The following is a 26,038-nucleotide window of genomic DNA, read 5'->3' on the forward strand; positions in this document are numbered from 1 at the left end:
TGAAATGTGACGTACGTCTCATGACGCCCGCCGGGCGTCACACCGGTCGAAGCCCACGCCCTCTTGACCGCGAGTCCGATGCCTCGACACAAGGAGACAGACACCGTGTTCAAGAAGTGGCACGACAAGTGGCACGGCAACCCATGGGCGATCCTCATCACGCTCTCCCTGGGCTTCTTCATGACCCTGCTCGACCTGACGATCGTGAACATCGCGATCCCCGACATGGGCCAGGACCTCGACGCCTCCCTCGACGAGATCCTGTGGGTCGTCAACGCCTACACCCTCGCCCTGGCCGTCCTGATGATCACCGCGGGCCGCCTCGGCGACCTGCGCGGCAAACGCAACCTGTTCCTCGCGGGCGTCGCCCTCTTCACCCTCGCCAGCCTCGCCTGCGGCCTCGCGCAGAATCCGGCGGAGCTCATCGCGTTCCGCGCGGTCCAGGGCCTGGGCGCGGCGCTGCTCATGCCGCAGACCCTGTCGATCATCGCGGAGGTGTTCCCGGCCGACCGGCGGGGCGCCGCGATGGGCATCTGGGGCGTGGTCGCGGGCGTCTCCGGCGCCCTCGGCCCGATCATCGGCGGCGCGCTGATCACCCACCTCGACTGGCGGTGGATCTTCTTCGTGAACCTGCCGCTCGGGGTCGTGGTGCTGGGCCTCGCCGCGGCGATCATCCCCGGTTCACGGCGCACCGTACGCCACCGGTTCGACACCCTGGGTGTGCTGCTCGCCTCAGGAACCCTGTTCTGCCTGGCCTTCGGCCTGACCGAGGGGCAGCGCTACGACTGGAACGCCTGGATCTGGTCGCTGTTCGGCGCGGCGGCACTCCTCTTCGCCGCCTTCCTCGGCCATGAGCGCCGCCAGCAGGGCGACGACCCGCTCGTCCCCTTCTCACTGTTCAAGGACCGCAACTTCACCCTCATCAACTTCGTGGGCGTCACCGTGTCCTTCGGCATCGTCGGGATGTTCCTGCCGCTGACGATCTATCTGCAGTCCGTACTGGGCTTCAGCGCGCTCAAGTCCGGGCTCGTGCTGCTGCCTCTCGCGCTCGGCTCGTTCGTGATGGCCGGGCCCGCCGGAGTCCTCGCGGACAAGATCGGCGGCAAGTTCATCCTGATGGCCGGGCTGCTCGCCTGGACGGCGGCCCTGGTGTGGATCGTGGCCGCGGTCGACGTCGGGTCGAGCTGGACGGCGGTCGCCTTCCCCCTCTTCCTCGCGGGTCTGGGCGCGGGCTGCACCTTCGCACCGATGGCCACGGAGGTCATGCGCAACGTACCTGCGAAGCTCTCCGGAGCGGCGTCCGGCGTCAACAACTCGCTGCGGCAGGTCGGTTCGGTGCTCGCGGGCGCCGTCGTCGGCGCCGTGCTCCAGGCCCAGCTCGCCTCCTCGCTCACCGACCAGGCCCGACAGCGCGCCGGACAGCTGCCCGCCGCGTACCGCGACCGCTTCGTCGGCGGCTTCTCCCAGGCGGGGACCGATGTGAACGCGCGCCAGGCGGCGCGGCTGCCGGAGGGCGTACCGCACGACATCGCCGACCGCATGCGCGCGCTGGGCGCCGAGGTCTTCGGCCACGGCTTCGTGCACGCCATGGGCCCCGCCGTCCTGGTCTCGGCCGCCGTCCTGCTGACCGGCGCGCTCGCCTGTCTCGCCGTACGCAGTCACCGCGGCCCGTCGGCCAACCCGCACGCCCTGCCCGTCTACGAACTCGAACTGGAGGAAGCGACCTCATGACCACCGAAGCCGCGACCGGCACCGTCGACCTCACCGTCATGTACGCAGCCCACGACGCCTTCCGTCGCGACCTGGAACGCCTCGGCGACGCGGCGGCCGACGGCACCGCCTTCACCCCCCAGGTCCGCGCGGGCTGGGACAACTTCAGGCATCAGCTGCACATCCACCACACCGCCGAGGACAGTGATCTGTGGCCGCGCGTGGAGAGCAAGGTCGCGGGCAGGCCCCGGGACGTCGCCCTCCTCGCCGAGATGGAGGCGGAGCACGCCCTCCTCGACCCGCAGCTCACCGCCGTCGACGCGGCCCTGAAGGACCGGTCGGCCGAACTCCCCGCGCTGGTCCGCTCGTTGGCGTCGACCCTCGACGAGCACCTCGCCCATGAGGAGGAGAGCGCCCTGCCACTCATCCGGGAGGTACTGACGCCCGCGGACTGGGGCGCGTTCACCGGTCGCATCCGAAAGACGCAGGGCGTGCGCGGGGCCGCGCTCTTCGTACCGTGGATCGTGGACGGAGCGCCGCCCGCCGACCGCGCCCGGTTCCTCGGCGCGCTGCCCCCGCCCGTACGGGTCCTCAACAAGCTGTTCTGGGAGGCGGGTTACCGCAGGCGCGGGCTTTGGGCGGCCTGAGAGCCCGGAAGCGCTCAGGCGGGGTTCTGCTCCATCCAGCTGTCCGGGCCGGGGTCGCCACCGGGCGCCCGTACGGCGAGCCGGTCCAGGTAGTGCTCCCAGCCCTCCTGGTGCGGCCCGCGGGCCGGCTCGGGCAGCCCGGAGTGGGTCAAGGTGAGCAGGGTGCCGTCCGGCTCGGGGGCGAAGGTGACCTCGACCCGGCTGCTGCCGGGCGGCACCGGGTCGCCCTCGTTCTCCCAGCCCCAGGTGAAGACGATCCGCGTGTACGGGACGACCTCCTCGAAGCGTCCGGAGGCGGTCGCTTCACCGACGACCCGCATCCGGTACGCGCCACCGGGCGTCGGGTCGAACGCGCCCTCGATGCCCTGCCAGGACAGCCATCGGTCCGCGTCGGTGAAGAAGGAGAACACGGTCTCCGGACGGGCCTTGATGTGCCGCTGTACGACGACGGTGTCGTCGGGGGTGATGGTCATTTCTGCTCCTCCTCCCGCTCGGCCTGTTCGGCGAGCGCGGCCAGGGCGTCCAGTGAGTCGCCCCACATGGACTCCAGGTAGGCGGCCAGCGGTCCCATCCCAGCACGGTCCGCGCGGTAGTACCGCTTGGTGCCGTCCTTTCGGACGACGACCAGCCCCGCCTCGCGGAGCACCTTCAGGTGCTGGGAGACCGCGCCGAAGGTGACGTCGAAGCGCTCGGCGATCTCTCCGGCGGACAGCTCCTCGTGCCACACCAGCTGGAGAATCGCCCGCCGCCGCGGCTCGCTGATCGCCTTCACCTGATCCACGCTGCTTATTTTAGTCATGGCTTTAACTTGCGTCGGCCGTAGGTCTTATTTTAGTGTCGACTAAAGAAAGATGTTCGGGGCGATACCGGACACTCACGACATGCCTGGGAGGGCGTCCGATGGCCGACATCGCGATGCAGCTGACCATCGAGGCCGAGGCGGACATCGTCCGCGCGGCGCTCGCCACCGAGACCGGCGTACGCAGCTGGTTCACCACGGACGCCGCGATAGGGGAGGGCGTCGGAGCGGAGCACGCGCTGAGCTTCCCCGGCGTGCCGGAGCCCTGGCGGCTGCGGATCACCGAGTCCGGCGACCGGCGCCTGGTCCTCGCGGGTGAGAACGGCCCGTGGGCCGGCACCACGCAGACGTACGAGATCCTCGACGTCCCCGAGGGCGGGGTCCAGCTGCGCTTCACGCACGCCGGGTTCCCGGACCAGGGCGACGCCTACCGTGACTTCACCTACGGCTGGGCCACCAAGTTCACGGCGCTCAAGGCGTACGCGGAGACGGGCAAGCCCGCTCCGTTCTTCGGCTGACCGTCCCCTCCTCCTCCATCACCTCCACCCCGTCTTGAATGGGAGCAACCCTCATGAGCACCAACCCCGTTGAACTCGCCGACCAGCTCGCCCGCGCCGCCCGCAACCTGCAGGCGCACGCCCGGCAGTCGGACCTCACCGGAAAGCGTGAACTGCCCACCCCCTGCGCCGCGTTCGACGTCCACCGGCTCAGCGAGCACCTGCTCGGCGTGCTGACCATGAGCGGGTACGCCGCCAAGAAGCAGGCGCTGCCCGCCGACGCCCCGACGACGCTGACCGAGGCGCCCTGGGTGGTGTATCCGCCGCTCCTCGACCAGCTCACCGCGGACTGGGCCGAGCCCGGCGCCTGGGAGGGCGAGACCTCCTTCGGGCCGAACACCTTCCCGGCCCCCTTCGCCGGGATGATCACCATCATGGAGCTGACCGTGCACGGCTGGGACCTGGCCACGGCCACCGGGCAGCCGTTCACGGCCGACGACGACGTGGTCGCCACCGCGACGGCCATCGTCGGACAGATCGCCGAAGGTGCCCGGGCGAACGGATCCCTCGGACCCGAGGTCGAGCCCGTCGCCGACGCCACCCCGCTGGAGCGCCTGCTCGCCCTCACCGGACGGAAGGTCGCCTGATGGCGGACGCCGCCGAGCTGTTCGGCCGCCTCGCGGAGGATCTCGCCCCCCGCGGGGCGAGGCTCTCCAAGATGTTCGGCATGCCGTGTCTGAAGGACCCGAACGGCAAGGCCTTCGTCGGTCTCCACGAAGGCGAACTCGTGGTCCGCCTGCACCGCGACAGTCCCGAACACGCCGAGGCGCTCGCGGTCACCGGCGCCCACCTCTTCGACCCGATGGGCGGCCGCCCCATGAAGGACTGGGTGTGCCTGCCGCTCGCCGCCTCCGCCCGCTGGCTGCCCCTGGCGGAGGCGGCCCGCGAGCAGCCCCGCTGAATCGGTCCGCGGTACCGCCGCCCATACCTCTTGAGCAGGTGATATTTACGAGTAAGTACCCTCGCGGTACCGTGGCGGCATGCCAGCCTTGAATGTGGAGTTCAGTGACCGCGAACTCGAGGACCTCCGGCAGATCGCCAAAGAGCGCGGTACGTCGATGAAGGCCCTGGTGCGCGAGGCCGCCGCGGCCGACATCGTGCGGCACCGGGCGCTGAAGGAGGGTGCGGAGGTGTTCCGCCGCTTCTTCACGGCGCACGCCGACGAGTTCGCGGCCGCCTTCCCCGAGGACGAACCTCCCGGCAGGGGCGAGGGACGGGCCGCCTGAGCGATGGCTCCCGTCATCCATATCGACGTGCCGTGGCTCTTGCAGCGCCACGAAGAGGTGCTGCCCGACCAGCCCACGGTCAACGACTTCTCGGCCCTGGTCGCCGCCGTGGCCCGGCACCGCGTCGACCCGCCCCGCCTCGGAGTCGACTCCGACCCGGCCTGGCGCGCCGCCGCTCTCCTGCACACCCTGGCCCTGCTGAAGCCGCTACCGGCCGCCAACGCCCGTTTCGCCTGTTCGGCGGCGGTGGCGTACATGTTCGTCAGCGGTGTCGGGATCGACCCGCCCTACGGGGCGCTCGTCGATCTCGCCCGGGATCTGATCTCCGGCAAGACCGACGTCTACGGCGCGGCGGACCGGCTGCGCTCCTGGCAGATTTGAGACCGGCTGCGCGGCCCCCCTGCCGCCCCCCGAGGCCGCCGGCCGAGGGCGGGAGGATCGGGGCCGGCGGCCGGTTTCGCGCGGGAGAGCCGCCGTCCTGCGCGGGGCCTCCGAGAAGGGCCGGGTTCCAGTGGACTACGGAGCTCCGCGCGCCGGGAGCGTGCGACGGGCTCCGGAGCGAGCGCGCGGTTCACACGGGGCGCGTGAGGCCACATGGCGTATGCACGTGGTGCCGCGGCGAGGCGCGTGAACGGGCCCCGGGAAATTTCGAAAGCCGGTGCGAGCGACGCGAGTTGGCGCTGTTACTGACTATCTTTCAATATGTGGATGTTGCTCAAGTGCCTTGTTGGTCATGAGCGTGTTGTGCGAGGGTGAACTTACCGCGCGGGTCAATGGCCGGGTATGAAATCGGTGTTCATTATTCCGGGCCGGCGGCCATTTTCCCGGCGCTCCGTCAAAAAGGTGTGCACCAGGCAGGGGCTCCCTTTTTGACGACCAAGGAAATTCTGTGCACCACCTTGCACCGTGGAAGGAACCCGCTCTGTGCCCACCCCCCACCCCCCTCGCCCGTCCTATCCTCCCGGCGGTGCTCCCGGGGAGTCCGACGAAAGCCTCGCCGCGCGGCTGAGAGGCCGGACGGAGGGCGAGGCCACGCAGTCCGTCGCCCTGCTGATGGCGCGGCACTGGCAGTCGACGTACGACTACGCGGTCATCTGCCTCGCCTCTTCCTCGAACGTCGCGTCGATGGTCGCCGCGACCTCCTTCCACTACGCGCTCGACTGCCTGATACGCGGCGAGTCCGGAGCGGCCCTGCGGCCCCGACTCCTCGTGACCGTGCGGGACACCGTCAATGAGTGGGCCGGTGAGGACCGGATATCCGGTGTTCTGCCGGATTTGAGAAAACCCGCCGGGGGGCGGGGTATGCGGGCGGCGCAGTCCATGACCGCCGAAAATCGGAAGCTCGCCGAGCGCTCTTTCCATGCCTTGCCGCCCCTCGCCCAGTGCCTGCTGTGGCACACCGAGGTCGAGGCCGAGGACATTTCCGTACCGGCGGGTCTGTCGGGCCTGGACGTCGACACCGCGTCGGCCGCTCTGGAGCAGGCCCGTGAGCAATTCCGCCAGGGATGTGTGCGCGCCCACCGGGAACTCGCGCCGAGCAAGGAATGCGGCTTCTACAACCGGCTGTTGGACGTCCCGATTCGTCGTGGCGGCGCCTTGCTGCCGGATGTCCGACAGCATCTGGGGGAGTGTCGCCACTGCCGGCACGCGGCCGAGCAACTCGGCTATTTCGAGGGCGGCTTGGGGATTCTGCTCGCCGAAGCGGTGCTCGGCTGGGGCGCGCGACGTTACCTCGACGCACGCCCGGGGCTCGTACGGCAAGCGATGCGCCCCGAGGAGGAGTCCGCGTTCGGCAGCGGACGGGCGGGTGCCGGCGGACGGTCGGGTATCGGTGGGCGCGTGGGTAGCGGCGGGCGTCTCGGGACCGGTGGGCGTCCTGGGACTGCTGGTCGGCATCGTCTGCTGGCGCAGATTCCCGCCCCCGGGCGGCTGGCCCAGATTGCCCAGAAGCACTCGAAGGTCCTGCTCACGGGGGCGGGTACGGCCTCGGCGGTGCTGCTCGTGACCGTGCTGACCATCAGCCTGTGGTCCCACGGCGACGGTGGCGCCGACCCGGCCGCCTCCACGGGTGTCGGCAGCAGCCACACCGTCTCGCCCAGCCCGGTCGCCCCGGGCCCCTCCGTCGACTCCTCGCCCCCGACCTCGGCCGGACTGCCCACCAGCACCGAGCAGACCCGGCTGCGCAACCTCGCCGCCGATCTCTGCCTCGACATCCGGGGTGGCAAGGCCAAGGCCGGTGCCGAGGCCGAGCTGGCCGTCTGCTCGTCCGCCTGGACCCAGCAGTGGTCGTACGAGAACGACGGCCTGCTGCGCAGCGTCGCCGACCCCGCGCTGTGCCTGGACTCGCACGCCGACGACGGTGTCGTCGCCCTCGACCGCTGCGTCCCGCAGAGCGCCGCGCGGGGCGGCGATGTGCGCTACGACCTCACCGTGCGGGGCGAGTTGCTGTCCCGCTCGCGCGAGGGACTCGCGCTCACGCCCAGTTCCACCGATCCGAACGCCGACATCGTGGTCAAGGACCGGGACGGCTCCGACGCGCAGCGGTGGCGGACCGACTCCGCCTCGGCCGACCCCGGGTCGCTGTCGATCGCGGGGACGGCGAGCGCCACGACCCGGCCGGTCAGCAAGGCGCCGCCCCCGCAGGGCACGGCCGACGAGCCGAGCGCGTCGCCCAGCGAGCCGCCGACGGACGGCCGGGCCGACCCGTCGGCGACCCCCTCGGAGTCCTCCGCCGAGCCCCGTTCCGTGACCGTCGGCGACCGCACGAGCCCCCAGCCCGTGCTGCCGCTGACCCCCCGACTCTCCTCCCTCTCGGAGGGGTTGGGGCTGTAGCGGGGGCGCCGGGCGGCGGGGCTAGGACACGACGTCCCGGGGCGGCTTGCCCGCCACGAAGTCGGCGGCGTTCTGGACCGCCGCCAGCGCGATCCGTACGAGCGTCTCGCGCGTGACGCCCGCGACATGCGGCGACAGCACCACGTTCGGGGACTTGAGCAACCGCAGGGCCGCGGTGGGCGGTTCGGGGTCGAAGACGTCGATGCCCGCCCCGGCCAGGGCGCCCGCCTCGAGCGCGTCCGCGAGGGCGTCCTGGTCGATCAGGGCGCCCCGCGAGGTGTTGACCACGAACGCGGTGGGCTTGAGGAGCGCGAGCCGCTCGGCGTTCAGCAGATGACGGGTCTCCTCGGTGAGCGGGGCGTGCAGCGTGACGTAGTCCGACGTCCGCAGCAGTTCGTCGAGTTCGACATGGCGGGCCCCGCCCAGCCGCGCCTCGGCCTCCGCGCCGACGGACTGCGGCCCGGCGTACACGATGCTCATGTCGAACGCGACCGCGCGCCGGGCGACCTCCTCACCGATGTGGCCGAGCCCGATGATGCCGAGGGTCTTGCCGGACAGTTCGGTGATGGACCGCTGCAGCCTCGGCAGCGCCCAGTCGGCGTCGACGAGCGCGGTGTGCGCCGGGACCAGCTGCTTGGCGAGGGCCAGCATGAGGGCGAAGGTCTGCTCGGCCACGTTCTGCTTCTCTGCGCCGCTGGAGCCGATGTTGCACACCGGCACACCCTTCGCGCGGGCGGCGTCCAGATCCACGTAGTCGAAACCGTGGCTCGCGCACTGGACCAGTTCCAAGTCCGGTGCGGCGGTGAGGTGTTCGGCGGTCACCGGGCCGAGGCCCGTGATGATGACATGGGCCTCGCGCAGTGCGGCCGGGTCCTCGTCGGTCGTCTCCACGACGGTGACACGGGCCTCGCCGGGGAAGACGCTGGCGAGCGCGGCACCGGCGGTGCGACCGCCGACGTGGGGCGAGACCACGGCCAGAACGTTCTTCGCCACCGAGGTGACCGTCGTGTGGGTCGTGCCGGTCGTGTGGGTCGTGCTCATGCGGATTCCTCGATCAGGTCGTCGGGGCCGAGGCCGGCGGGGCGGGCGTGCCCGGACAGGGCGAGGGTGAGGTCGAACTCGGCGAGCAGACAGCGGACGACGTGTTCGACGCCCGCCTGTCCGTCCAGGCCCAGCCCATAGGCGTACGGGCGTCCGACGAGCACGGCCCGCGCGCCGAGCGCGAGCGCCTTGAAGATGTCGTCGCCGGTGCGGATGCCGCTGTCGAAGAGGACCGTCAGCCGCTCGCCGACCGCCTCGACCACCCGTGGCAGCGCGTCGGCAGCCGCCACCGACCCCGCCACCTGCCGGCCGCCGTGGTTGGAGACGACCACGCCGTCCATCCCGGCGTCGGCGGCCCGCCGGGCGTCGTCCGGGTGCAGGATGCCCTTGAGGACGATCGGCCCGTCCCAGTTCTCGCGCAGGAACGCAAGGTCGGGCCAGGTCTTGCCCGGGTCCGCGAACATGCCGACGAAGTGCAGCACGGCCGCGTTCGGGTCCTCGTGCACCGGCTTGGCCAGACCCGCCTGGAACGCCGGGTCGGAGAAGTAGTTCGCCGTGCCCACACCGTGCAGGAACGGCAGATACGCCTGGTCGAGGTCGCGCGGACGCCAGGCCAGCAGTGGGGTGTCGAGGGTGACGAACAGCGCGGTGAACCCGGCCGCCTTCGCCCGGTCCAGGAACGACCGGGTGACCTCGCGGTCCTTCGCCCAGTACAGCTGGAACCAGCGCTCCGCCTCGCCCATCGCCTCCGCGACCTGCTCCATGGGCGTGCTGGACGCCGAGGACAGGATGTAGGGGACGCCCTGCGCCGCGGCGGCCCGCGCGGCGGCGGACTCCGCGTCCGGATGCATGATCGACAGCACGCCCACGGGCGCGAGCGCCAGCGGCGCCGGCAGGGCGCGCCCCAACACCTCGACGGACAGATCGCGTTCGTGTACGTCGCGCAGCATGCGCGGCACGATCCGGCGCCGGTCGAGCGCTGCCCGGTTGGCCCGGGCGGTACTGCCGTTGCCCGCGCTGCCCGCCACGTAGCCGACCGGACCGGGACCGAGCCGCTGCTCGGTGAGCTCCTCCAGCCGGGTCAGATCGGTGGGCAGCCGCGGTACGGCGCCCGTCATTCCGTTCAGATAGATCTCGTACTGGAAGTCGGCCCAATGCTTAGCCATCCGTACGTCCCGCCTCTCGTCCCTGAGACCGCGCTGTACGCCGTCGATCCTGGCGAAGGTGACAAGAGCCGTCCACTGAGGTGCGCACATCGCACGGCTGAGATCATCACCCTGTGACAAGTCAGCCCGTTGCCGCCAGAGAGCACGTCCGGCAGGAGATGGTCGCCGATCCACGCGTCGTGGCGGCGATCGTCTCGGCGGTCCACGAACAGGTCCCGGTGTACGCCACGCTGGACGACAGCCGACTGCCGGAGGTACGGGCCATCGCGGCCTGGGGGCTGGAGCGGCTGCTCCACCTGTGGGTCACCGACGGTGCTCTCGAACCGTCGGACCTGCGGCGCCTGCGAGGCATCGCGGCGGCCCGCGCGGCGGACGGGCGGCCCGTGCAGGCGGTGCTGCGGGCCTACCGGGTGGCGGCGACCGTCCTCACCGACGAGATCGCGGCCCGCGCGCCCCGGCTCGCCGCCGCGGACGCCTTCGCCCTCTCCCGGATGCTGCTGACCGCGCTCGACACCCTCTCCGAGGAGATGACCACGGCGTACGCCGCCACCGACGAGGACCTCGCGGCGGACCGTGACCGGGCGCTGCGGCTGCTGCTCGACGACCTGATCGCCGGGCGGCACGCTTCGGTGGGTGCGCTGAGCGACCGGTCGGCCCGGCTGGGGGTCCAACTCCCGGACCCCTACTGTCTGTTGGTGGCCGAGCCGGTGGGCGCGGAGCGTCCCGACATGGCGCTCGACGCGGCGACGGGGCTGCTCGAGGCGTTGGCCGTTCCGGGGGACGAGGTGGCCTCGTCCGCGACGGTACGTGGCTCCCGCGCCGTTGTGTTGCTGCCGGGTGCGGCTGCCGCCAGGGCGGGGGCGGTGCTGGGCGCGCGGTCCTGGCGGGGCTGCGCGATCACCGGGGAGAGCCTGGACCGGGTCGCCGTGGCGCATCGGCTCGCCGCCGACGCCCTCGACACGGCGCCCGCCCACGCGCACCGGCCGGGGCGTGTCCTCACGGACGCCGACGCCCATGTCCTGGCCCTGCTCGGTGGGCATCCGGCCGCCGCGCCGGACCATGTCGCCCGTCTCGTGCTCGGGCCGCTCACCGACCCGGGGCAGCGGCATCTCATGGAGGCGCTGACCGCGTACATCGACGCCGGCTCGGCGAGCGCCGCCGCGCGGGTGCTGCACCTGCACGCGCAGTCCCTGCGCTATCGCCTGCGGCGCATCCACGCCCTGACGTCCCGGGATCCCCGCGACCCCTGGCAACGACTCACCCTGGACATCGCCCGCACGATCAGGCCGTAGTCTCCTCGCCCCCGCCGCCCCTACCCTCCCCCAAGCTCTCGGCTTCGTTCGAGCAGGGGACCCCCATCATCTCCAGGGGCTTCGCCCCTTCAACCCCGACCCCCGCGGGGCTCCGCCCCTGCACCCCACCCGGCGCTGCGCCCCCGGCCCCCGCATCGCCCGAAGGGCTCGTCCTCGAACGCCGGACGGGCTGAATGGTGCGGGACGAGGTTTTCAGGGGCGCGGGGAACTGCGCGAACGGCCCCCACCGGCCCGCGGCCGAACGAATCCGGGCGGGCGGGGAATCGGGGCGAAGCCCCGCCCGAGAGGCGCGGGGAACTGCGCGGCTGATCCCCATCCGCCCGCACCCGGCGAACACACCCCCAGGTAGGGACTACCGCGCGCGGGGCGTGACGCGGGCCGTCGCCCGGACCGGGCCCCCGTCGGCCCCGGCGAGGCGCATCGGAAACAGGAACACCTCGACCGAGCACCCCGCGGCCTGCGCGTCCGCGACGCCTCCGAGCCCGGTCAGGTTCTCCGCGATCACACCCCCCGCTCCGCACAGCACACGGTGGGAGGGAAGATCCACGGGACCGGTCGGATCGACGCTCAGCGCGTCGATCCCGACGGTGAGGACACCCGCCGCGACCACGGCCTCCGCCGCCTCGGGCGTGAGCCAGGGATGGGCCAGGTAGTCCTCGGTTCCCCAGTACCGCGACCACCCGGTGGCCAGCAGCAGAATCGAACCGGGCCGCAGCAGACCCAGGGCAGGGGTGAGCAGTTCGGGAGTGATCGGCGCCCGCGCCGGCAGCCTGCGGACATCGGCGACGACCGCAGGCCCCGCGAACCGCTCCAGCGGCAGATCGTCCAACGTGGGCCACGCCTCGTCCACGTGGTACGGCGCGTCGACATGCGTACCGGACTGTGACCCCATGTGCAGCCGAAGGACGTTCACTCCGTGCTCGGCGACCCGCAACGCCCTGGAGACCTCCACCTCCGGGTCACCGGGATAGACGGGCATGCCGGTGACGACGGGCACGGACAGGTCGAGCCAGCTCTCCATCAGTTCTCCATCAGCTCGTCAACCAGCTCTCCGTCGGCTCCTCAACTGCCTTCGACGGCGAGGACCGCGGGCGTGCCCTCGTTCTCCGTACCGGGACCGGTGATCGGCGGCACCGGCACGTCGACGGTACGGGCCAGCCGCGGGCCCTCGGGCCCGTACACCGCCCGGGGCTCGGGGAACAGCCGCAGCATCGCCAGGTACAGCACGGCGGCGACGGCCAGCGACAGCGGCAGGCTGATGTCGATGCCGTTCGCGAGGTCGCCCAGCGGTCCGACGAACTGGCCGGGGATGTTGGTGAACAGCACACCGACCACGGCGCCCACCCACCAGGCCGTCATGCCGCGCCAGTTCCAGCCGTGCGTGAACCAGTAGCGGCCGCCGCGCTGACGGCGGTTGAAGACCTGGAGCGCGTCCGGGTCGTACCAGCCGCGCCGGGTGTAGAACCCGAGGATCATCACGACCATCCAGGGCGTGGTGCAGGTGATGATCATCGTGGCGAACGTCGAGATGGACTGCACCAGGTTGAAGCCGAAGCGGCCGATGAAGATGAACGCGATCGACAGGACTCCGACCAGGATCGTGGCCTGGACCCGCGACAGCTTCGGGAACACCGACGAGAAGTCGAGCCCGGTGCCGTACAAGGACGTCGTGCCGGTCGACATGCCGCCGATCAGGGCGAGCAGACACACCGGCAGGAAGAACCAGCTCGGCGAGATGGCCAGCAGGCCGCCCACGAAGTCGGGGGCCGCCGGGTCGACGTACTTCGGCGCCTTGGTCGCGATGATGCTCGCGGTCGCGAGTCCGAACACGAACGGCAGCAGGGTGGCGATCTGGGACAGGAACGCGGCACCGACGACCTTGCGGCGCGGCGCGTTCGCCGGGATGTAACGCGACCAGTCGCCGAGGAACGCGCCGAAGGACACCGGGTTCGACAGCACGATCAGCGCCGAGCCGATGAACGAGGGCCAGAACAGCGCCTGCGTCGCCGAGTCGGCCGAGGCCGTGAAGGCACCGGCGTACGAGGGATCGAAGTCACCGGCGAAGGCGATCGCGCCGAGCAGGAAGAGCAGCGTCGCCGAGGTCACCGCGATCTTGTTGACGAAGAGCATGAACCGGAACCCGTACACGCACACCGCGAGCACCAGGCAGCCGAAGAGCGCGTACGCGACCACGTACGACAGATTGTTCTGCTCCAGTCCGAACAGCCGGTGCGCGCCGCCGACCAGGGCGTCGCCGGAGCTCCACACCGAGATCGAGAAGAAGGCGACGGCCGTGAGCAGTGACAGGAACGAACCGACGACCCGGCCGTGCACACCGAGGTGCGCGGAGGAGGCGACCGCGTTGTTGGTGCCGTTGGCCGGGCCGAACATCGCCATCGGGCACAGGATCAGCGCCCCGACGACGACTCCCAGGAGGGTGGCCGCGAGCCCCTGCCAGAAGGAGAGGCCGAAGAGGATGGGGAAGGCCCCGAGGACGCAGGTGGAGAAGGTGTTCGCACCGCCGAAGGCGACTCTGAACAGGTCGAGCGGCGACGCGGTGCGGTCCGCGTCGGGGATGCGCTCGACGCCGTAGGTCTCCACCTCGGTGAGAGACGGCGACGGCGTGGCGGGGGAGTTCTCGGACAAGGGTGCTCCAGCGAAGTGCCTGTGCCCGGACGCGGGCGGTGGAGCGCCTGGTGGCGCGAGGGGAGGAAGGTTCCGTTGTCGCCGCGGGGTGTGCGGCGCAAGCGGATGCTGTCCTGAGGAGGTCTGCCGACGCTATGGCCGGGCCGGGGACCTGCACCAGAAGGTAAAACATCCATCTTCCGCGTCCGGGGTGGAGCATTCGTCCAGTGGAGGGTTTGTCCGTCATGGCAGGTGCCCGTCGGTGGCTCAGTGCTCCGGGCCGGGCTGCGGTGCGGCGCGCCAGCCGTGCCAGCGATGGACGGTGACGGCGATCACCGGGCCGTCCGGCGGTCGCTGCCGGTACTGCGCGTACTTCTCGCGCAGCAGGGCGATCGCCGCCGTGTACTCGTCCTGCGTCCCGGGCGGCAGGACGCGGGCTTCACCGTCCGCCCGTACCCACCACAGCCGGTCCCAGTCCTCGTCGTAGGCATCGACGAGCAGGCACACGGCGGGGTGGGCGGCGATGTTGCGCAGCCGCCGCAGCCGTCGCGACCTCTTGGGCTTGTGGTCGACGGCGGTGACGATCGCACCGCCGTGCGCCGCGAAGACGAGGGGCACCAGGTGCGGGTGCCCCTGGTCGTCCACCGTCGCCAGGCGCGCCACCCGTGCCGCCACGAACCGGCGGCGCGCCTCCTCCTCGTCCATGTCCGGCACGGCGAGCTCCGATTCCCCGGCGGCGGGAACACGGTGAGCTCGCAGTCCCCGGCGGCCGGAAGCGTCAGCGGTGGGCGGACACGGCCTCGGCCAGCTCGTCGAGTGTGCGCAGTGTCTCGTCCTGCGGCTGGGTCGGCAGATACACCAGCACCCGGTCGACGCCGAGATCCGCGTAGATGTCGAGGGACTCGCGGTCGTGCCCACCCGCGTACACCACTACGGCCGGCCCGTCACCGGCCGTCTTGCGCATCTGTTCGATACGCGCGCCCAGTTCCTCGGGCGGTACGCCACTGGGCAGCCACGCCGACCCGTACTCGGCGACGCGGGCGAAGGTGCGCTCGCTGTTGCCGCCGACCCACAGGGGCGGGTGCGGCTGCTGGACCGGCTTGGGCCAGGCGTAGACGGGTGCGAAGTCGACGAAGTCGCCGTGGAACTCGGCCTCGTCCTTGGTCCAGAGCTCGATCATGGCGCGAATACGCTCGTCCATCAGCCGGCCGCGGGAGGCCGGATCCGTGCCGTGGTTGCGCATCTCCTCCCGGTTCCAGCCTGCGCCGACACCGAAAACAGCACGGCCGCCGGAGATCAGGTCGAGGGAGGCGACCTCCTTCGCCGTGGTGATCGGATCACGCTGGACCACCAGGGCGATCCCCGTGCCCAGGAGCAGGTCGCGGGTCACGGAGGCAGCCGCGGCGAGCGCCACGAACGGATCGAGCGTGCGGTAGTAGATGCGGGGCAGTTCGCCGCCGCCCGGATACGGCGTCTCCCGGCTCACCGGGATGTGCGAGTGCTCGGCCAGCAGCAGCGTGTCGAACCCGCGCTCTTCGAGAGCGGGTCCCAGGGCCCTGGGACCGATGCCCTCGTCGGTGATGAACGTCGACACCCCGAACTTCATCCGCGACCACCTCGTCCTGTCGGCTGGTGCTGCCAGTGTGACGCGGTCGGTCACTCCTCGTCAGGTGTGGCCTCCCGCGGCGTGGCGTCCGGACCCTGGGCCCGGACCCGCTGCACATGCTCCAGCGAGTCGCGCAGTTCCGTCAGCCAGTCGTCGGCGTGACGCTGGACCAGGCGGACACACCAGGCGAGGGCGTCGCTGCGGCTGCGCGCGACCCCGGCGGCGATGAGGGTGTCGAGGACCTGGCGCTCGGGCTGGCGCAGCCGGGTCATGACGGGCGCGGCGATGTGGGTGAACAGGGCGCGCTCGCCCCCGCACTCCACACCCCAGGAGACCTTCTTGCCGAACCGGTGCTCGGCTTCCCGTGCCACCGCGACCCGGTCGTCGCGGGTGCGCTCGCGGAATTCCTGGATACGGGCCTGGGCGGCCGCCTCCTTCTCGGCGTCCGAGGCACCTTCGGCGAGCCCGGGCTCGGGGATGCGGCCGACGACGGTGATTTCCTCCCGGTCGACCGTCACCTCCACCAGGCTCTCGAAGAGATCGTCGGGCAGGCGGCCGGCGAACCAGCCGCGCAGCTTCTCGTGTTGCTCTGAAGTAATCATGTAATGACGATTACTCCATTGCGCGGAAGAAGCAAGAGGGTCCGCCGGGGGCTGAACCGGAATGTTTCAGGCCTATTGCGGAGCCGGGGGAATCCGGCCAGGAGGGTGTCTTTGGCGATCAACAACCCCTCAGTTCCGGGGCTTGAACGTTCGAATTTCGCTACTTCACGCCACTGATTCAACACTCAAAGTTACTGAAACGCATGGGGTCGATGTGTGTTTCCGGTCCGGACTCGGCAGACTCGCGCTCGCCGCACCGGCACCCAACCGAGCCGGTACTGCATTCAATCGAGCGGAAGGATGCACACAATGCCGACCACCGCGCGCTGGGCAGCGACTCTCACCCTCACGGCCGCTGCCGTATGCGGCCCCCTCGGGGGGTCCGCCCTCGCCACCCCGGCCCACGCGACCCAGACGGCTGAGACCCGGACGGTCATGAGCCAGGCCCATGCCACGCCGGCCCTCGCCCCCTCAGGGCTCTACGCCCCCTCGGCCCTGGTGCTCACCATGGGCCACGGAGAGACCGCCGCCACCGTCACCCCGGAGCGCGCGGTCACGCTGAACTGCGCCCCGACCCCCTCCGGCACCCACCCCGCCGCCTACGACGCCTGTGCCGAACTCCGGGCGGTGAACGGCGACTTCGACGCCCTGACCCTCAGAGACGGCGCACTGTGTACGCGGCAGTTCGATCCGGTGGTCGTCACCGTCGACGGTGTCTGGCGCGGCAAGCGCGTCGCGTACGAACGGACCTTCGCCAACGAGTGCGTGAAGAACTCCTACGGGACGAGCTTCTTCACGTTCTGAGAGACCGGGATCGCGCGGCCTTCGTGAGCGTCGAACGGGGTCAGTAGGTGGGGAGTGCGCGCCCCGGCACGGAGTACGACGCGATCTCGCATCGGGGGTCGGTCAGGCGGAGTGGGGCCGCCGGCCGGCCCCCGACATCTGTCTGCCCAGGCTCGGTGCCCTCAGCCCAGGCTCGGTGCCCTCAACTCGTAGTTGTGTCAGAAGTGTTGACCCCGCATTGGAAACGTTTTAATTTCCCCTCACCCGACAGCCGAGGTGAGGAGGCTCCGTGGCCGCAGTGTTGCGGGATCACGCAGGTACGGAGGCGGTGGACCCCTCGCCCCGCCCTCCAGGCGAGGCCCGGCGCGGCTTGAAACGCTTTCAGAAGCGGGGCGGCAGGGCGCTGTTCCTGCTGATGCTCCCCGGGCTCGCCTACTTCCTGGTGTTCCACTACGGCGCCCTGCTCGGCAACGTCATCGCGTTCAAGGACTACGTGCCGTTCGACGGCATCTGGGGCAGCCGTTGGGTGGGCCTCGACAACTTCCGGCGGATGTTCGAGGACGCCGAGTTCTGGGACGCGGTCCTCAACACGCTCTGGATCGCGGTCCTCCAGATCGTCTTCTACTTCCCCGTCCCGCTCGCCCTCGCCCTGCTGCTGCACAGCCTCACCCGCAGCAGCATCCGCCGCTTCGTGCAGTCGGTGGCCTACCTGCCGCACTTCATCTCGTGGGTGATCGTCGTCGCCCTGTTCCAGCAGGTGCTGGGCGACACGGGCATGGTGAACAGCTATCTCGGCGACGCCGGCCTGCACACCGTGGACATCATCGGCAACCCCGACGCCTTCAGACCGCTCGTCGTCGCCCAGGTCATCTGGAAGGACGCCGGCTGGGGCACGATCATCTTCCTCGCCGCGCTCTCCCAGGTCGACGAGCAGCAGTACGAGGCCGCGGCCATCGACGGCGCGGGACCCTGGCGCCGATTCTGGCACGTCACCCTGCCCGCCATCCGTGCGGTGATCGTGCTGCTGCTCATCATGCGGCTCGGCGACATCCTCTCCGTCGGCTTCGAGCAGATGCTGCTCCAGCGCGACGCCGTCGGCCCGCAGGCCGCCGAGATCATCGACACCTTCGTCTACTACCAGGGCATCGTCGGCGGCGACTACGGATTCGCCGCCGCCGCGGGCCTGTTCAAGGGCGTCGTCGGCGCCCTGCTCGTCTACGCGGCCAACAAGGTCGCCCACCGCCTCGGCGAACAGGGGGTCTACCGGTGAGCACCCATGCCCGGCCCGGCTGGATGGAGAAGCCGAGGCCCGCGACCCAGGCCGCCAAGGCCGTCGCCCTCGTCGCCGTCGTCCTGCTGGTGTGCGTGCCGTTCCTCGTCATCCTGTCCACCTCGCTCGCCTCCCAGCGGGAGGTCGTCGCGAACGGCGGCTGGGTGCTCTGGCCCCGGCACCCCACCCTCAAGGCCTACCGCGACATCCTCGACGGCGGCATCGTCACCCATGCCCTCGGCGTCAGCGCGGGCGTCACCCTCGTCGGCACCCTGCTCAGCCTCGTCTGCACCGTCACCCTCGCCTATGCGCTGTCGCGCCCCGGCGTCTTCGGCGGCAAGCCGGTCCTGCTCCTGATCCTGTTCACGTTTCTCTTCCCCCCGGGCATGATCCCCGGCTTCCTGCTGGTCAAGGAGCTGGGCATGCTCGACTCGTACAGCTCGCTGATCCTGCCCGTGCTCGTGAACGTGTTCAACCTCGTCGTCCTGCGCGGCTTCTTCCAGGGGATCCCGGAGGAACTGTACGAGGCCGCGCGGCTGGACGGGGCGGGGGACTGGCGGGTGCTGTGGTCGGTCGTACTGCCCCTGTCGAAGGCGGCCCTCGCCGTCGTCGGACTGTTCTACGCGGTGGCGTACTGGAACTCCTGGTTCTACGCCTCCCTCTACCTGGAGAGCGACCACTGGCCGCTCCAACAGGTGCTGCGCACCTACGTGGTGGCCGGTTCCGGGCTCACCGACACGACGGTCGGCGAGGGCACCGTCAACGCGCCGCAGACCGTGCAGATGGCGGTCCTGGTGATCGCCACGGTACCGATCCTGCTCGTCTACCCCTTCCTTCAGAAGTACTTCACCAAGGGCGTGCTCACCGGCGCCATCAAGAGCTGACTCCGTCCACCAGGAAAGGTCGGTTTCCCATGCCCTCCCTGTCCCGGCGCACCCTGCTGCGCTCGATGGCCGTCGGCGGTGCCGCGCTCGCCGCGCCCGGCGCACTGGCCGCCTGCTCGACCGGCTCGGGTGACGGCGACGTCTCCAACGCGGGTAAAAAACTGGCCCCTTGGCCCGCATACAAGGCGTTCGCCGGCCCGAAGCCCGACCTCGTGCCCACCGACGCCGGGGTCCAGGCCGGATACACGGCCTACCCCGGCGACCTGGTCACGGCCGTCCCGCGCACACCGGGCGACGGTTCCACCGTCAAGGTCATGTCGGTGACCTTCGGTACGCCGCCCAAGCCCGCCTCCGCGAACCAGTTCTGGGCGGCGGTCGAGAAGGCGCTCGGCGTGAAGATCGAATACACGATCATCTCGCAGACCGACTACCAGAAGAAGATGGCCACGGTGATGGCCGGTGACCCGGGCGAACTGCCCGACATCATCAACATCTTCTCCGGCTTCGTGCTGCCCCGCGAGGCCCAGTTCGTGCAGCGCAGGGCCGAGGACCTCACCCCGTACCTCTCCGGCGAGGCGATCGCGGCCCATCCCAACCTCGCGAACATCCCCACGCACGCCTGGCGCGACATGGGCCGCGTCGGCGGCCGGATCTACGGCATCCCCCTGGAGCGCCCGCTGCCGGGCTCCACCCTCTGGCTCAACCAGGCCTTCTTCACCGACGCGGGGATGAAGGAGGGCTGGACCTCCCAGGACTTCGCCGCCGTCGCCAAGAAGGGCACCAGCGGCAAGAAGTACGCGCTCGGGGCCGCGACCGGCTCACTGTTCGGCAATGCGGTGCACTCCGCCGCGCACAACGCACCGCAGGGCTGGACCGTGGACAAGGACGGCACCTTCCACGCCAACTACGGCGACGAACGCTACAAGGCGGCGGTCGCCTATCAGGCGCAGCTCCGCAGGAACGGCTCCTACCACCCCGACGCCACCTCCCTCTCCCAGCCGGACCTGAGCACGCTCTTCCTCAACGGCACCGTCGGCTCCATGCAGGACGGATTCGGCGGGTACCTCCCCAAGTACCTCGACTCCAAGGGCCTGTTGACCCCGGCCGCCGCGCTGCCGTACAGCGTGGACGGGACACCCGGAGGGATCGTCGCCGGCCGCCGCTCCTTCGGCTACACGGTCCTGAAGAAGGCGAAGAAGGAGCGCATCGAGCTTCTCCTGCGCGTCCTGAACTACCTCGCCGCCCCCTTCGGCAGTAAGGAGTGGGAACTCGTCCACTACGGCGTCGAGGGCACCCACTTCACCCGCGGCAAGGACGGCTCGCCCGAGGCCACCAAGCTCGGCGACGTCGAGAACAACACCAACCTGCCGCTGAAGTACCTCGCCGAGGGCCCCCAGGTGCTGTTCGTGCCGGGCATGCCAGATGCCGTACGCGCCCTGCACGCCTGGCAGATGAAGGTGGTCCCGGTGGCGATCCGCAACGCGTCCTTCGGGTTGCAGTCCAGTACGTACACCGCCCAGGGCACCACGCTCAGAGCGCTGATGGACGACACCGTCACCGGTGTCATCGCGGGCCGTCTGCCGCTGTCCGAGCTCGACGCGGCCGCGAAGAAGTGGCGCGATCGCGGCGGCGACAGAATGGGCGAGGAGTTCGCGAAGGACTACGCCGCCAACACCTGAGGCGGCGGAGCCGGTTGACGGAGAGGCGCGGGGGATGGGGATGGGGAGCGACATGACGTCGAAGGGGCGGGTCACGATCCGCGAGGTGGCCGAGCGGGCCGGAGTGTCCATGGCCACGGTCTCGCGCGTGCTCAGCGGCAACCATCCGGTGCCCGCGTCCACCAGGGCCCGGGTGCTGCGCGCCGCCCGCGACCTCGACTACGTCGCCAACGCGCACGCCCGCGCCCTGGTCGGCGGCGGCCGCAAGATGGTCGCCGTCGTCCTGCGCCAGGTCACCAGCCCCTTCTACGCCCAGGTCGCCGAGGGCGTGGAGGCGGAGGCCGCCGCCCGCGGCTGGCTCTGCCTGGTCGGCACCACGGGCGGCGATCCCGGGCGTGAGCTGGAGTTCGTCCAGTTGATGCGCGAGGAGGGGGCACGGCTGGTGATCCTGGTCGGCGGGGTCGTCGAGGACGACGCCTACCGGGAGCGCGTCGCGCACTACGCGCAGGCGCTCGCCTCGTCCGGTGCGCGGCTCGTCCTGTGCGGGAGGCCCGCGCCGGACCCCGACATCCCGGCGCTCGTCGTCGAGTTCGACAACGAGGCCGGGGCACGCGCGATCACCGGTCATCTGCTCTCCGCCGGCCACCGCAGGATCGTCTTCCTGGGCGGCCTGCCCGGCAACACGGCCCTCGACGCCCGCGTCGCCGGATACCGGGCCGCACTCGCCGAGCACGGGCTGGGCCCCGAGGCCGCCCACGTCGTCGACTGCGGCCTGGGCCGGGCGGCGGGCCATCGCGCGATGACGGAACTGCTCAAGTCGGGAGGGAACCTGGGCCCCGGGGACTGTGCCACCCCGGACGCCGACACCCTCGATACCTCCACCCCGGGTACCTCCACCCCGGGTACCACCGCCCCGGGTACCACCACCCCGGACACCGGCCCGGCGCGCTTCACCGCGGTCTTCGCCGGGGACGACATGGTCGCCGCCGGAGCCCTGCGGGCCATCGCCGACGCCGGGCTGCGCGTGCCCCAGGACATCTCGGTGGTCGGCTACAACGACATCCCGCTCGCCGAGGACTTCAACCCCCCGCTCACCACCGTCCGCACCCCCGCCGAGGAACTCGGCCGCGCCGCCGTCCGCATCGCCCTGCGCGACCCCGAACACGCGGCGGGCGCCCACCACCTGCTCGGCACCCACATCGTCGTGCGCGACAGCGTCCAGCCGCCCCCGCCCGGGCCCTAGAAGACGGAGGATCCACCCCCGTATGACCGTCCCGCATGTGTCGCTCACCGTCCCGACACACCTGCCGCCCCCCGACCCCACCACCTCACCGGTCACCGGCTGGACCCGGGCCCACTGGGAGGCGACCGCCGACCGTCTCCTGGACGGTCTGCTCCCTCACGCCTCACCCACCTCGGCCCAGTACCGGCTCCCCGGTCGGGCCAGTCACTCCGGCCCCTGGTCCGACGGCCTCGAGGGCTACGCACGTTCCTTCCTGCTCGCCGCCTTCCGCATCGCGGGCTCCGGCGGCCGGGTGGGCCCCGCGCTGATCGAGCGCTACGCGGCCGGGCTCAGCGCCGGGACGGACCCGCACGGCCCGGACCGGTGGCCGCCCATCACCGACCGGGGCCAGCCCATGGTCGAGGCCGCGTCCGTCGCGATCGCCCTGCACGAGACACGCCCCTGGATCTGGGACCGCCTCGACGACTCCGTACGCGGCCGTGTCGTGGACTGGCTGAGCGGCTTCATCGGCGCGAGGGTCAACGACTCCAACTGGCGGCTCTTCCAGGTCATCACGGAGGAGTTCCTCGCCTCGGTCGGCGCCCCGCACAGCCGGGACGAGATCGACGCGGGGCTGGCGCGGCTGGGGGAGTGGTACCGGGGAGAGGGCTGGTACACGGACGGCGACGGCCGCAAGTTCGACTACTACAACGCCTGGGCCCTGCACCTGTACCCGGTGCTGTGGGCGCGCGTCGCCGGATCGCGGGCCGACCCGGAGCTGGTGGTCGAGCACCGGGACCGGCTGCGTGAATTCCTCGGCGTCCACCCGTACTTCTTCGGCGCGGACGGCGCCCCCGTGCACCAGGGCCGCTCCCTCACCTACCGCTTCGCGACCGCCGCGCCCCTGTGGGCGGGTGTTCTCGCCGACGCGACCCCGCTGGCACCGGGCCTGACCCGACGCCTCGCCTCCGGAGCCCTGAAGCACTTCGCCGAACACGGCGTGCCCGACGAGAAGGGGCTGCTGTCCCTCGGCTGGTACCGCCCCTTTCTCCCGGTCACCCAGCGCTACTCGGGACCCGCCTCCCCTTACTGGGCGAGCAAGGCGTTCCTCGGCCTGCTGCTTCCCGCCGACCACCCCGTGTGGACGGCCCCCGAGGAGCTGGGACCGGTGGACACGGGGGACTCGTGCGTGGCGTTGCCCGTCCCGGGCTGGCTCCTGCATTCGACGGCCGCAGACGGCGTCGTACGCCTGGTGAACCACGGCAGCGACCGGCTGCCGCCCCCGCCCGCACCGGACGAGGACAGCCCGCACTACACGAGGTTCGCCTACGCCAGCGCGGCCGCGCCCGACACCGAGGGGATCGGGATCGGCACTGAGGGCGCCGGGATCGACAACCACCTCGCGCTGGTCGCGACGGACGGCACGCAGTCACGGCGTGGCCGGATCCATCCCCTGGGCGCGGCCGGGCGCCGCGCCGCCTCCTGGCACTCGGCACGTCTTGCGGGCGCCGAGCACCGCATCGAGACGACCAGCGTGGCGCACGGTCCGTGGGAGGTCCGGGTGCACCGGGTGGCGGGGCCGCGCGGAGCGGTCGTACGGGAAGGGGGGTGGGCGCTGGCCGACGATGCCGGGCCGTTGGAGGAGGGCACGGGGCCGCGCTGGGCGCGGGCGCGGCGCCCGGACGGGCTGACGAGCGCGGTCGTCGGTCTGCTCGGCTGGGACGCGTCGGGGGAGGGCCTGGTCGCGCGGGCCAGGGACGCCAACGCCTATGGGGTCCATTCGGCGACTCCCCATCTCGCGCTGCCCGTTCACCCCGGTGGGGTCCAACTCCTCGTCACCCTGGTGGTCCTCGGCCGTGATCCGGAACTCGTCGGTGCGAGCGCCCGGGTCACGACCGGGGGCGGGGTTCTGATCCGCTTTCCGGACGGGACGCAGGAGGAACTGCCGGGCGGTCCCGCGGGTGCGTCGATTCCGGTGGTTCCGGGAGGTCGGCCAGCGGCGGAAAGCGGCTGAGCAGGCGCGCGGCGCGCAGGAGGCGGTGGACGCGGGGCCCGTCGCAGACGACGCGGAGCCGCCCGCCGCGCTCCCGCGCCCTCGTCTCGGCGCGGCACAGTACGCGCAGGCCCGAGCAGTCGAAGAAGGCGACCCGGCGCAGATCGACCAGCACGTCCGGCTCGGCCCGGGCCGTCGCGGCCGACAGATGCTCGCCAAGCGCGTCCGCCGTCGCGATGTCGATCTCTCCCGCCACCTCGACCACGGTGAACGGACCGCGCGGATAACTGTGGGCGTGAGGGTTGGCCGAGGGAAGCCCTGAATCTGCGAGGGTCATGTGGTCTCGCTAGCTACCCCGGCCTGGCCGAAAACATCCTCAGGTCGCCACGGACACTCTCTCGTTCACTCGAACGGGTGAATATTGGGGATGGTGTATTGACTGGGGGTGCCGAGGCGGCGCGTGTGCCGTACCCGTGGGGCATGAGTGTTCTCGGCGAGTGGGACCGACGGCTGTTCACGCGGGTGGCCACGGCACGGGTCCCCGGCGCGGATCCGGCGCTGCGACGGCTCAGCCGCTCCGCCGATCACGGACGGCTGTGGCTCGGCACGGCGGCCGGCCTCGCGCTGGTCGGGGGCAGGGCTCCCCGTCGGGCGGCCCTGCGGGGCGTGGGCTCGCTCGCGATCGCCTCGCTGACCGTCAACACGGTCGTGAAGTGGAGCACCCGGCGGCCCCGTCCGCTGCTGGAGCACGTGCCGTCGATCCGGCACCTGAAGCGTCAGCCCCGCACCACCTCCTTCCCCTCCGGCCACTCCGCCTCGGCCGCGGCGTTCGCCACCGCAGTCGCCCTGGAGTCGACCGGATACGGCGCCCTGGTCGCGCCCTTCGCTGCCGCCGTCGCCTTCTCGCGGGTGTACGTCGGAGTGCACTACCCCGCAGACGTGCTGGCCGGGATGGCGATCGGCGCCGCAGCCGCCGCGCTCACCTGTCGCTGGTGGCCGCCGTGCCCCGTGCTCCCGGCGCGCGAACGGCCCTCGGCGCCCGCGCCCGCGCTGCCCGGCGGCGAGGGACTCGTCGTCTTCGTCAACACCCCGGCCGGGACGGGGGCGCCCGGCACACCGTTGCCGCCCGCCGAGCGGCTGCGCGACCTGCTGCCGCGGGCCGAGCTGGTCGAGCGCGGCCCGGACGACGACTTCGCCGCGCTGCTGGAGCGAGCGGTGGACAGGGCGGTCGAGCGGGCCGGGGCGGCGGGCGGCGCGCTCGGTGTGTGCGGGGGCGACGGCAGCGTCAACGCGGCGGCCCGCGCGGCGGCCGGGCGGGGGCTCGCACTCGCGGTGTTCCCCGGCGGCACCCTCAACCACTTCGCCCAGGACGTCGGCGTACGGGATGTCGAGGACACCGCCGTCGCGCTCGCGCGGGGCGAGGCGGTGGCCGTGGACTTCGGCGTGGCCCGGTCGGCGGCGGGTGACGAGGTGCGGTTCCTCAACACCTTCAGCATCGGCCTGTACCCCGAACTGGTACGGATGCGGGAGCACTTGGAGCAGCGCCTGGGCAAGTGGCCGGCGGCGGCCGTCGCCCTTGTCCGGGTGCTGCGCACCGCGACCCCCGTGGAACTGAGCGTCAATGGACATCACCGGCGTCTGTGGCTGCTCTTCGCGGGCAACAGCCGCTACGAACCCCAGGGCTTCGCTCCCGCCTACCGGCCCCGCCTGGACGACGGGCTGATCGACCTGCGCCTGATCGACGGCGAGCACCGGCTCGCCCGCACCCGGGTGATCGTCTCCGCGCTCACCGGCACGCTCGGCCGGTCCCGGGTCTATGGAGCGGAGGTGGTTCCGTGGGTCGAGCTGGCGGAGCTCGAAGGTGCGGACACGCTCGCGTACGACGGTGAAGTCGCGCCCGCGCCGCCCGGGTTGAGGCTGGAGAAGGAACGGCGGGCGCTCGTCGTGTACCGGACCTCCGGAGCACGGAACGAGCCGGTCCAGCAGGCCCGGCCGGCCGCTGCGACCGCCCGCCGCAGCAGACGTGGGAGGGGCCGCCGGGGCCCGGGCGGCCGCGGGCCCAGCCGGTGGGGGGCGGGTGAGAAAAACAACAAACAGCCCCCGA

Annotated in this window: 25 protein-coding genes and 1 pseudogene; 16 read left to right on the forward strand and 10 right to left on the reverse strand. The window is 71.5% G+C overall.

Annotated elements, in window-relative coordinates; all coding sequences use genetic code 11:
• Window positions 1-105: 105 nt before the first annotated feature.
• Both ACFVWD_RS30310 and ACFVWD_RS30315 read left to right on the forward strand, forming a co-directional pair.
• Window positions 106-1,731, forward strand: coding sequence for an MFS transporter (locus ACFVWD_RS30310; protein ID WP_389600661.1), 1,626 nt, complete (start codon window positions 106-108; stop codon window positions 1,729-1,731).
• The gene (locus ACFVWD_RS30315; RefSeq protein WP_389600663.1) at window positions 1,728-2,357 is read left to right on the forward strand and encodes a hemerythrin domain-containing protein; all 630 of its coding nucleotides are present in this window, start codon (window positions 1,728-1,730) and stop codon (window positions 2,355-2,357) included. Before ACFVWD_RS30310 ends, ACFVWD_RS30315 begins: the two co-directional genes overlap by 4 nt.
• A 14-nt stretch (window positions 2,358-2,371) precedes the next feature.
• Here the strand turns inward: ACFVWD_RS30315 and ACFVWD_RS30320 are convergent, their stop codons facing one another.
• On the reverse strand, window positions 2,372-2,830 hold the full coding sequence (locus tag ACFVWD_RS30320) for an SRPBCC domain-containing protein (RefSeq protein ID WP_389600665.1): 459 nt from the start codon (window positions 2,828-2,830) through the stop codon (window positions 2,372-2,374).
• Window positions 2,827-3,138 carry a helix-turn-helix transcriptional regulator gene (locus ACFVWD_RS30325; protein ID WP_099919073.1) on the reverse strand — a complete coding sequence of 104 codons (312 nt, stop codon included), beginning with the start codon at window positions 3,136-3,138 and terminating at the stop codon, window positions 2,827-2,829. Before ACFVWD_RS30325 ends, ACFVWD_RS30320 begins: the two co-directional genes overlap by 4 nt.
• Window positions 3,139-3,257: 119 nt before the next feature.
• On the opposite strand from ACFVWD_RS30325, the gene ACFVWD_RS30330 reads away from it, so the two are divergent.
• The 6 genes from ACFVWD_RS30330 to ACFVWD_RS30355 all read left to right on the forward strand — a co-directional run bounded on the left by ACFVWD_RS30330 (window position 3,258) and on the right by ACFVWD_RS30355 (window position 7,771).
• Window positions 3,258-3,674 carry an SRPBCC domain-containing protein gene (locus ACFVWD_RS30330; protein WP_389600667.1) on the forward strand — a complete coding sequence of 139 codons (417 nt, stop codon included), beginning with the start codon at window positions 3,258-3,260 and terminating at the stop codon, window positions 3,672-3,674.
• Between the two features lie 53 nt (window positions 3,675-3,727).
• On the forward strand, window positions 3,728-4,300 hold the full coding sequence (locus ACFVWD_RS30335) for a TIGR03086 family metal-binding protein (RefSeq protein ID WP_389600669.1): 573 nt from the start codon (window positions 3,728-3,730) through the stop codon (window positions 4,298-4,300).
• Window positions 4,300-4,614 carry a hypothetical protein gene (locus tag ACFVWD_RS30340; protein ID WP_389600671.1) on the forward strand — a complete coding sequence of 105 codons (315 nt, stop codon included), beginning with the start codon at window positions 4,300-4,302 and terminating at the stop codon, window positions 4,612-4,614. The genes ACFVWD_RS30335 and ACFVWD_RS30340 overlap by 1 nt, the downstream gene beginning before the upstream one ends.
• 79 nt (window positions 4,615-4,693) lie before the next feature.
• Complete coding sequence (locus ACFVWD_RS30345; protein ID WP_054234230.1) at window positions 4,694-4,939, forward strand: hypothetical protein; 246 nt, start codon at window positions 4,694-4,696, stop codon at window positions 4,937-4,939.
• A gap of 3 nt (window positions 4,940-4,942) precedes the next feature.
• Window positions 4,943-5,320: a toxin Doc gene (locus ACFVWD_RS30350; RefSeq protein WP_075028158.1), complete on the forward strand. Its 378-nt coding sequence runs from the start codon at window positions 4,943-4,945 to the stop codon at window positions 5,318-5,320.
• Between the two features lie 543 nt (window positions 5,321-5,863).
• Window positions 5,864-7,771, forward strand: coding sequence for a ricin-type beta-trefoil lectin domain protein (locus ACFVWD_RS30355; RefSeq protein ID WP_389600673.1), 1,908 nt, complete (start codon window positions 5,864-5,866; stop codon window positions 7,769-7,771).
• A gap of 21 nt (window positions 7,772-7,792) precedes the next feature.
• On the opposite strand, the gene ACFVWD_RS30360 is transcribed toward ACFVWD_RS30355, so the two are convergent.
• Both ACFVWD_RS30360 and ACFVWD_RS30365 read right to left on the reverse strand, forming a co-directional pair.
• Entirely contained in the window at window positions 7,793-8,812 is a 1,020-nt protein-coding gene (locus ACFVWD_RS30360) for a 2-hydroxyacid dehydrogenase (RefSeq protein ID WP_389600675.1), read from the reverse strand.
• Entirely contained in the window at window positions 8,809-9,978 is a 1,170-nt protein-coding gene (locus ACFVWD_RS30365; protein ID WP_389600677.1) for a lactate 2-monooxygenase, read from the reverse strand. Before ACFVWD_RS30365 ends, ACFVWD_RS30360 begins: the two co-directional genes overlap by 4 nt.
• A gap of 113 nt (window positions 9,979-10,091) precedes the next feature.
• Here ACFVWD_RS30365 and ACFVWD_RS30370 point away from each other — a divergent pair, with 113 nt between their 5' ends.
• Window positions 10,092-11,270, forward strand: a complete 1,179-nt coding sequence (locus tag ACFVWD_RS30370) for a PucR family transcriptional regulator (RefSeq protein WP_389600679.1) — start codon at window positions 10,092-10,094, stop codon at window positions 11,268-11,270.
• A 373-nt stretch (window positions 11,271-11,643) separates the two neighbouring features.
• Here ACFVWD_RS30370 and ACFVWD_RS30375 read toward each other — a convergent pair whose 3' ends face one another.
• The 5 genes from ACFVWD_RS30375 to ACFVWD_RS30395 form a co-directional block, all read right to left on the reverse strand.
• On the reverse strand, window positions 11,644-12,312 hold the full coding sequence (locus ACFVWD_RS30375; protein ID WP_389600681.1) for a cyclase family protein: 669 nt from the start codon (window positions 12,310-12,312) through the stop codon (window positions 11,644-11,646).
• A gap of 41 nt (window positions 12,313-12,353) precedes the next feature.
• Window positions 12,354-13,937, reverse strand: a complete 1,584-nt coding sequence (locus ACFVWD_RS30380) for a purine-cytosine permease family protein (RefSeq protein WP_384915512.1) — start codon at window positions 13,935-13,937, stop codon at window positions 12,354-12,356.
• Window positions 13,938-14,183: 246 nt separating this feature from the next.
• Complete coding sequence (locus ACFVWD_RS30385) at window positions 14,184-14,630, reverse strand: TIGR03668 family PPOX class F420-dependent oxidoreductase (protein WP_389600683.1); 447 nt, start codon at window positions 14,628-14,630, stop codon at window positions 14,184-14,186.
• Between the two features lie 64 nt (window positions 14,631-14,694).
• A complete protein-coding gene (locus ACFVWD_RS30390; RefSeq protein WP_389600685.1) occupies window positions 14,695-15,522 on the reverse strand; it encodes an LLM class F420-dependent oxidoreductase in 828 nt (275 codons plus the stop codon).
• A gap of 50 nt (window positions 15,523-15,572) precedes the next feature.
• A complete protein-coding gene (locus tag ACFVWD_RS30395; RefSeq protein ID WP_389600687.1) occupies window positions 15,573-16,124 on the reverse strand; it encodes a hypothetical protein in 552 nt (183 codons plus the stop codon).
• Window positions 16,125-16,433: 309 nt separating this feature from the next.
• Here ACFVWD_RS30395 and ACFVWD_RS30400 point away from each other — a divergent pair, with 309 nt between their 5' ends.
• From ACFVWD_RS30400 to ACFVWD_RS30425, 6 genes are all read left to right on the forward strand, one after another.
• Window positions 16,434-16,928: a subtilase-type protease inhibitor gene (locus ACFVWD_RS30400; protein WP_389600689.1), complete on the forward strand. Its 495-nt coding sequence runs from the start codon at window positions 16,434-16,436 to the stop codon at window positions 16,926-16,928.
• Window positions 16,929-17,322: 394 nt separating this feature from the next.
• Entirely contained in the window at window positions 17,323-18,177 is an 855-nt protein-coding gene (locus tag ACFVWD_RS30405) for an ABC transporter permease (RefSeq protein WP_389600704.1), read from the forward strand.
• Window positions 18,174-19,061: a carbohydrate ABC transporter permease gene (locus tag ACFVWD_RS30410; RefSeq protein ID WP_389600690.1), complete on the forward strand. Its 888-nt coding sequence runs from the start codon at window positions 18,174-18,176 to the stop codon at window positions 19,059-19,061. The genes ACFVWD_RS30405 and ACFVWD_RS30410 overlap by 4 nt, the downstream gene beginning before the upstream one ends.
• 29 nt (window positions 19,062-19,090) lie before the next feature.
• The gene (locus ACFVWD_RS30415; RefSeq protein WP_389600692.1) at window positions 19,091-20,740 is read left to right on the forward strand and encodes a sugar ABC transporter substrate-binding protein; all 1,650 of its coding nucleotides are present in this window, start codon (window positions 19,091-19,093) and stop codon (window positions 20,738-20,740) included.
• 52 nt (window positions 20,741-20,792) lie between these two features.
• Window positions 20,793-21,962 (forward strand): LacI family DNA-binding transcriptional regulator, encoded by a 1,170-nt coding sequence (locus tag ACFVWD_RS30420; RefSeq protein ID WP_389600693.1) that lies wholly within the window; start codon window positions 20,793-20,795, stop codon window positions 21,960-21,962.
• Window positions 21,963-21,984: 22 nt separating this feature from the next.
• Complete coding sequence (locus ACFVWD_RS30425) at window positions 21,985-23,955, forward strand: DUF2264 domain-containing protein (RefSeq protein WP_389600695.1); 1,971 nt, start codon at window positions 21,985-21,987, stop codon at window positions 23,953-23,955.
• Between the two features lie 43 nt (window positions 23,956-23,998).
• Here ACFVWD_RS30425 and ACFVWD_RS30430 read toward each other — a convergent pair.
• Window positions 23,999-24,271: pseudogene (locus tag ACFVWD_RS30430) on the reverse strand (STAS domain-containing protein); the annotation flags it as partial.
• A 143-nt stretch (window positions 24,272-24,414) separates the two neighbouring features.
• On the opposite strand from ACFVWD_RS30430, the gene ACFVWD_RS30435 reads away from it, so the two are divergent.
• On the forward strand, window positions 24,415-26,038 hold a 1,624-nt coding region (locus ACFVWD_RS30435; protein ID WP_389600697.1), incomplete at its 3' end, for a bifunctional phosphatase PAP2/diacylglycerol kinase family protein.

This window comes from Streptomyces sp. NPDC058086, from assembly GCF_042885015.1.
Classification (GTDB): Bacteria; Actinomycetota; Actinomycetes; order Streptomycetales; family Streptomycetaceae; genus Streptomyces.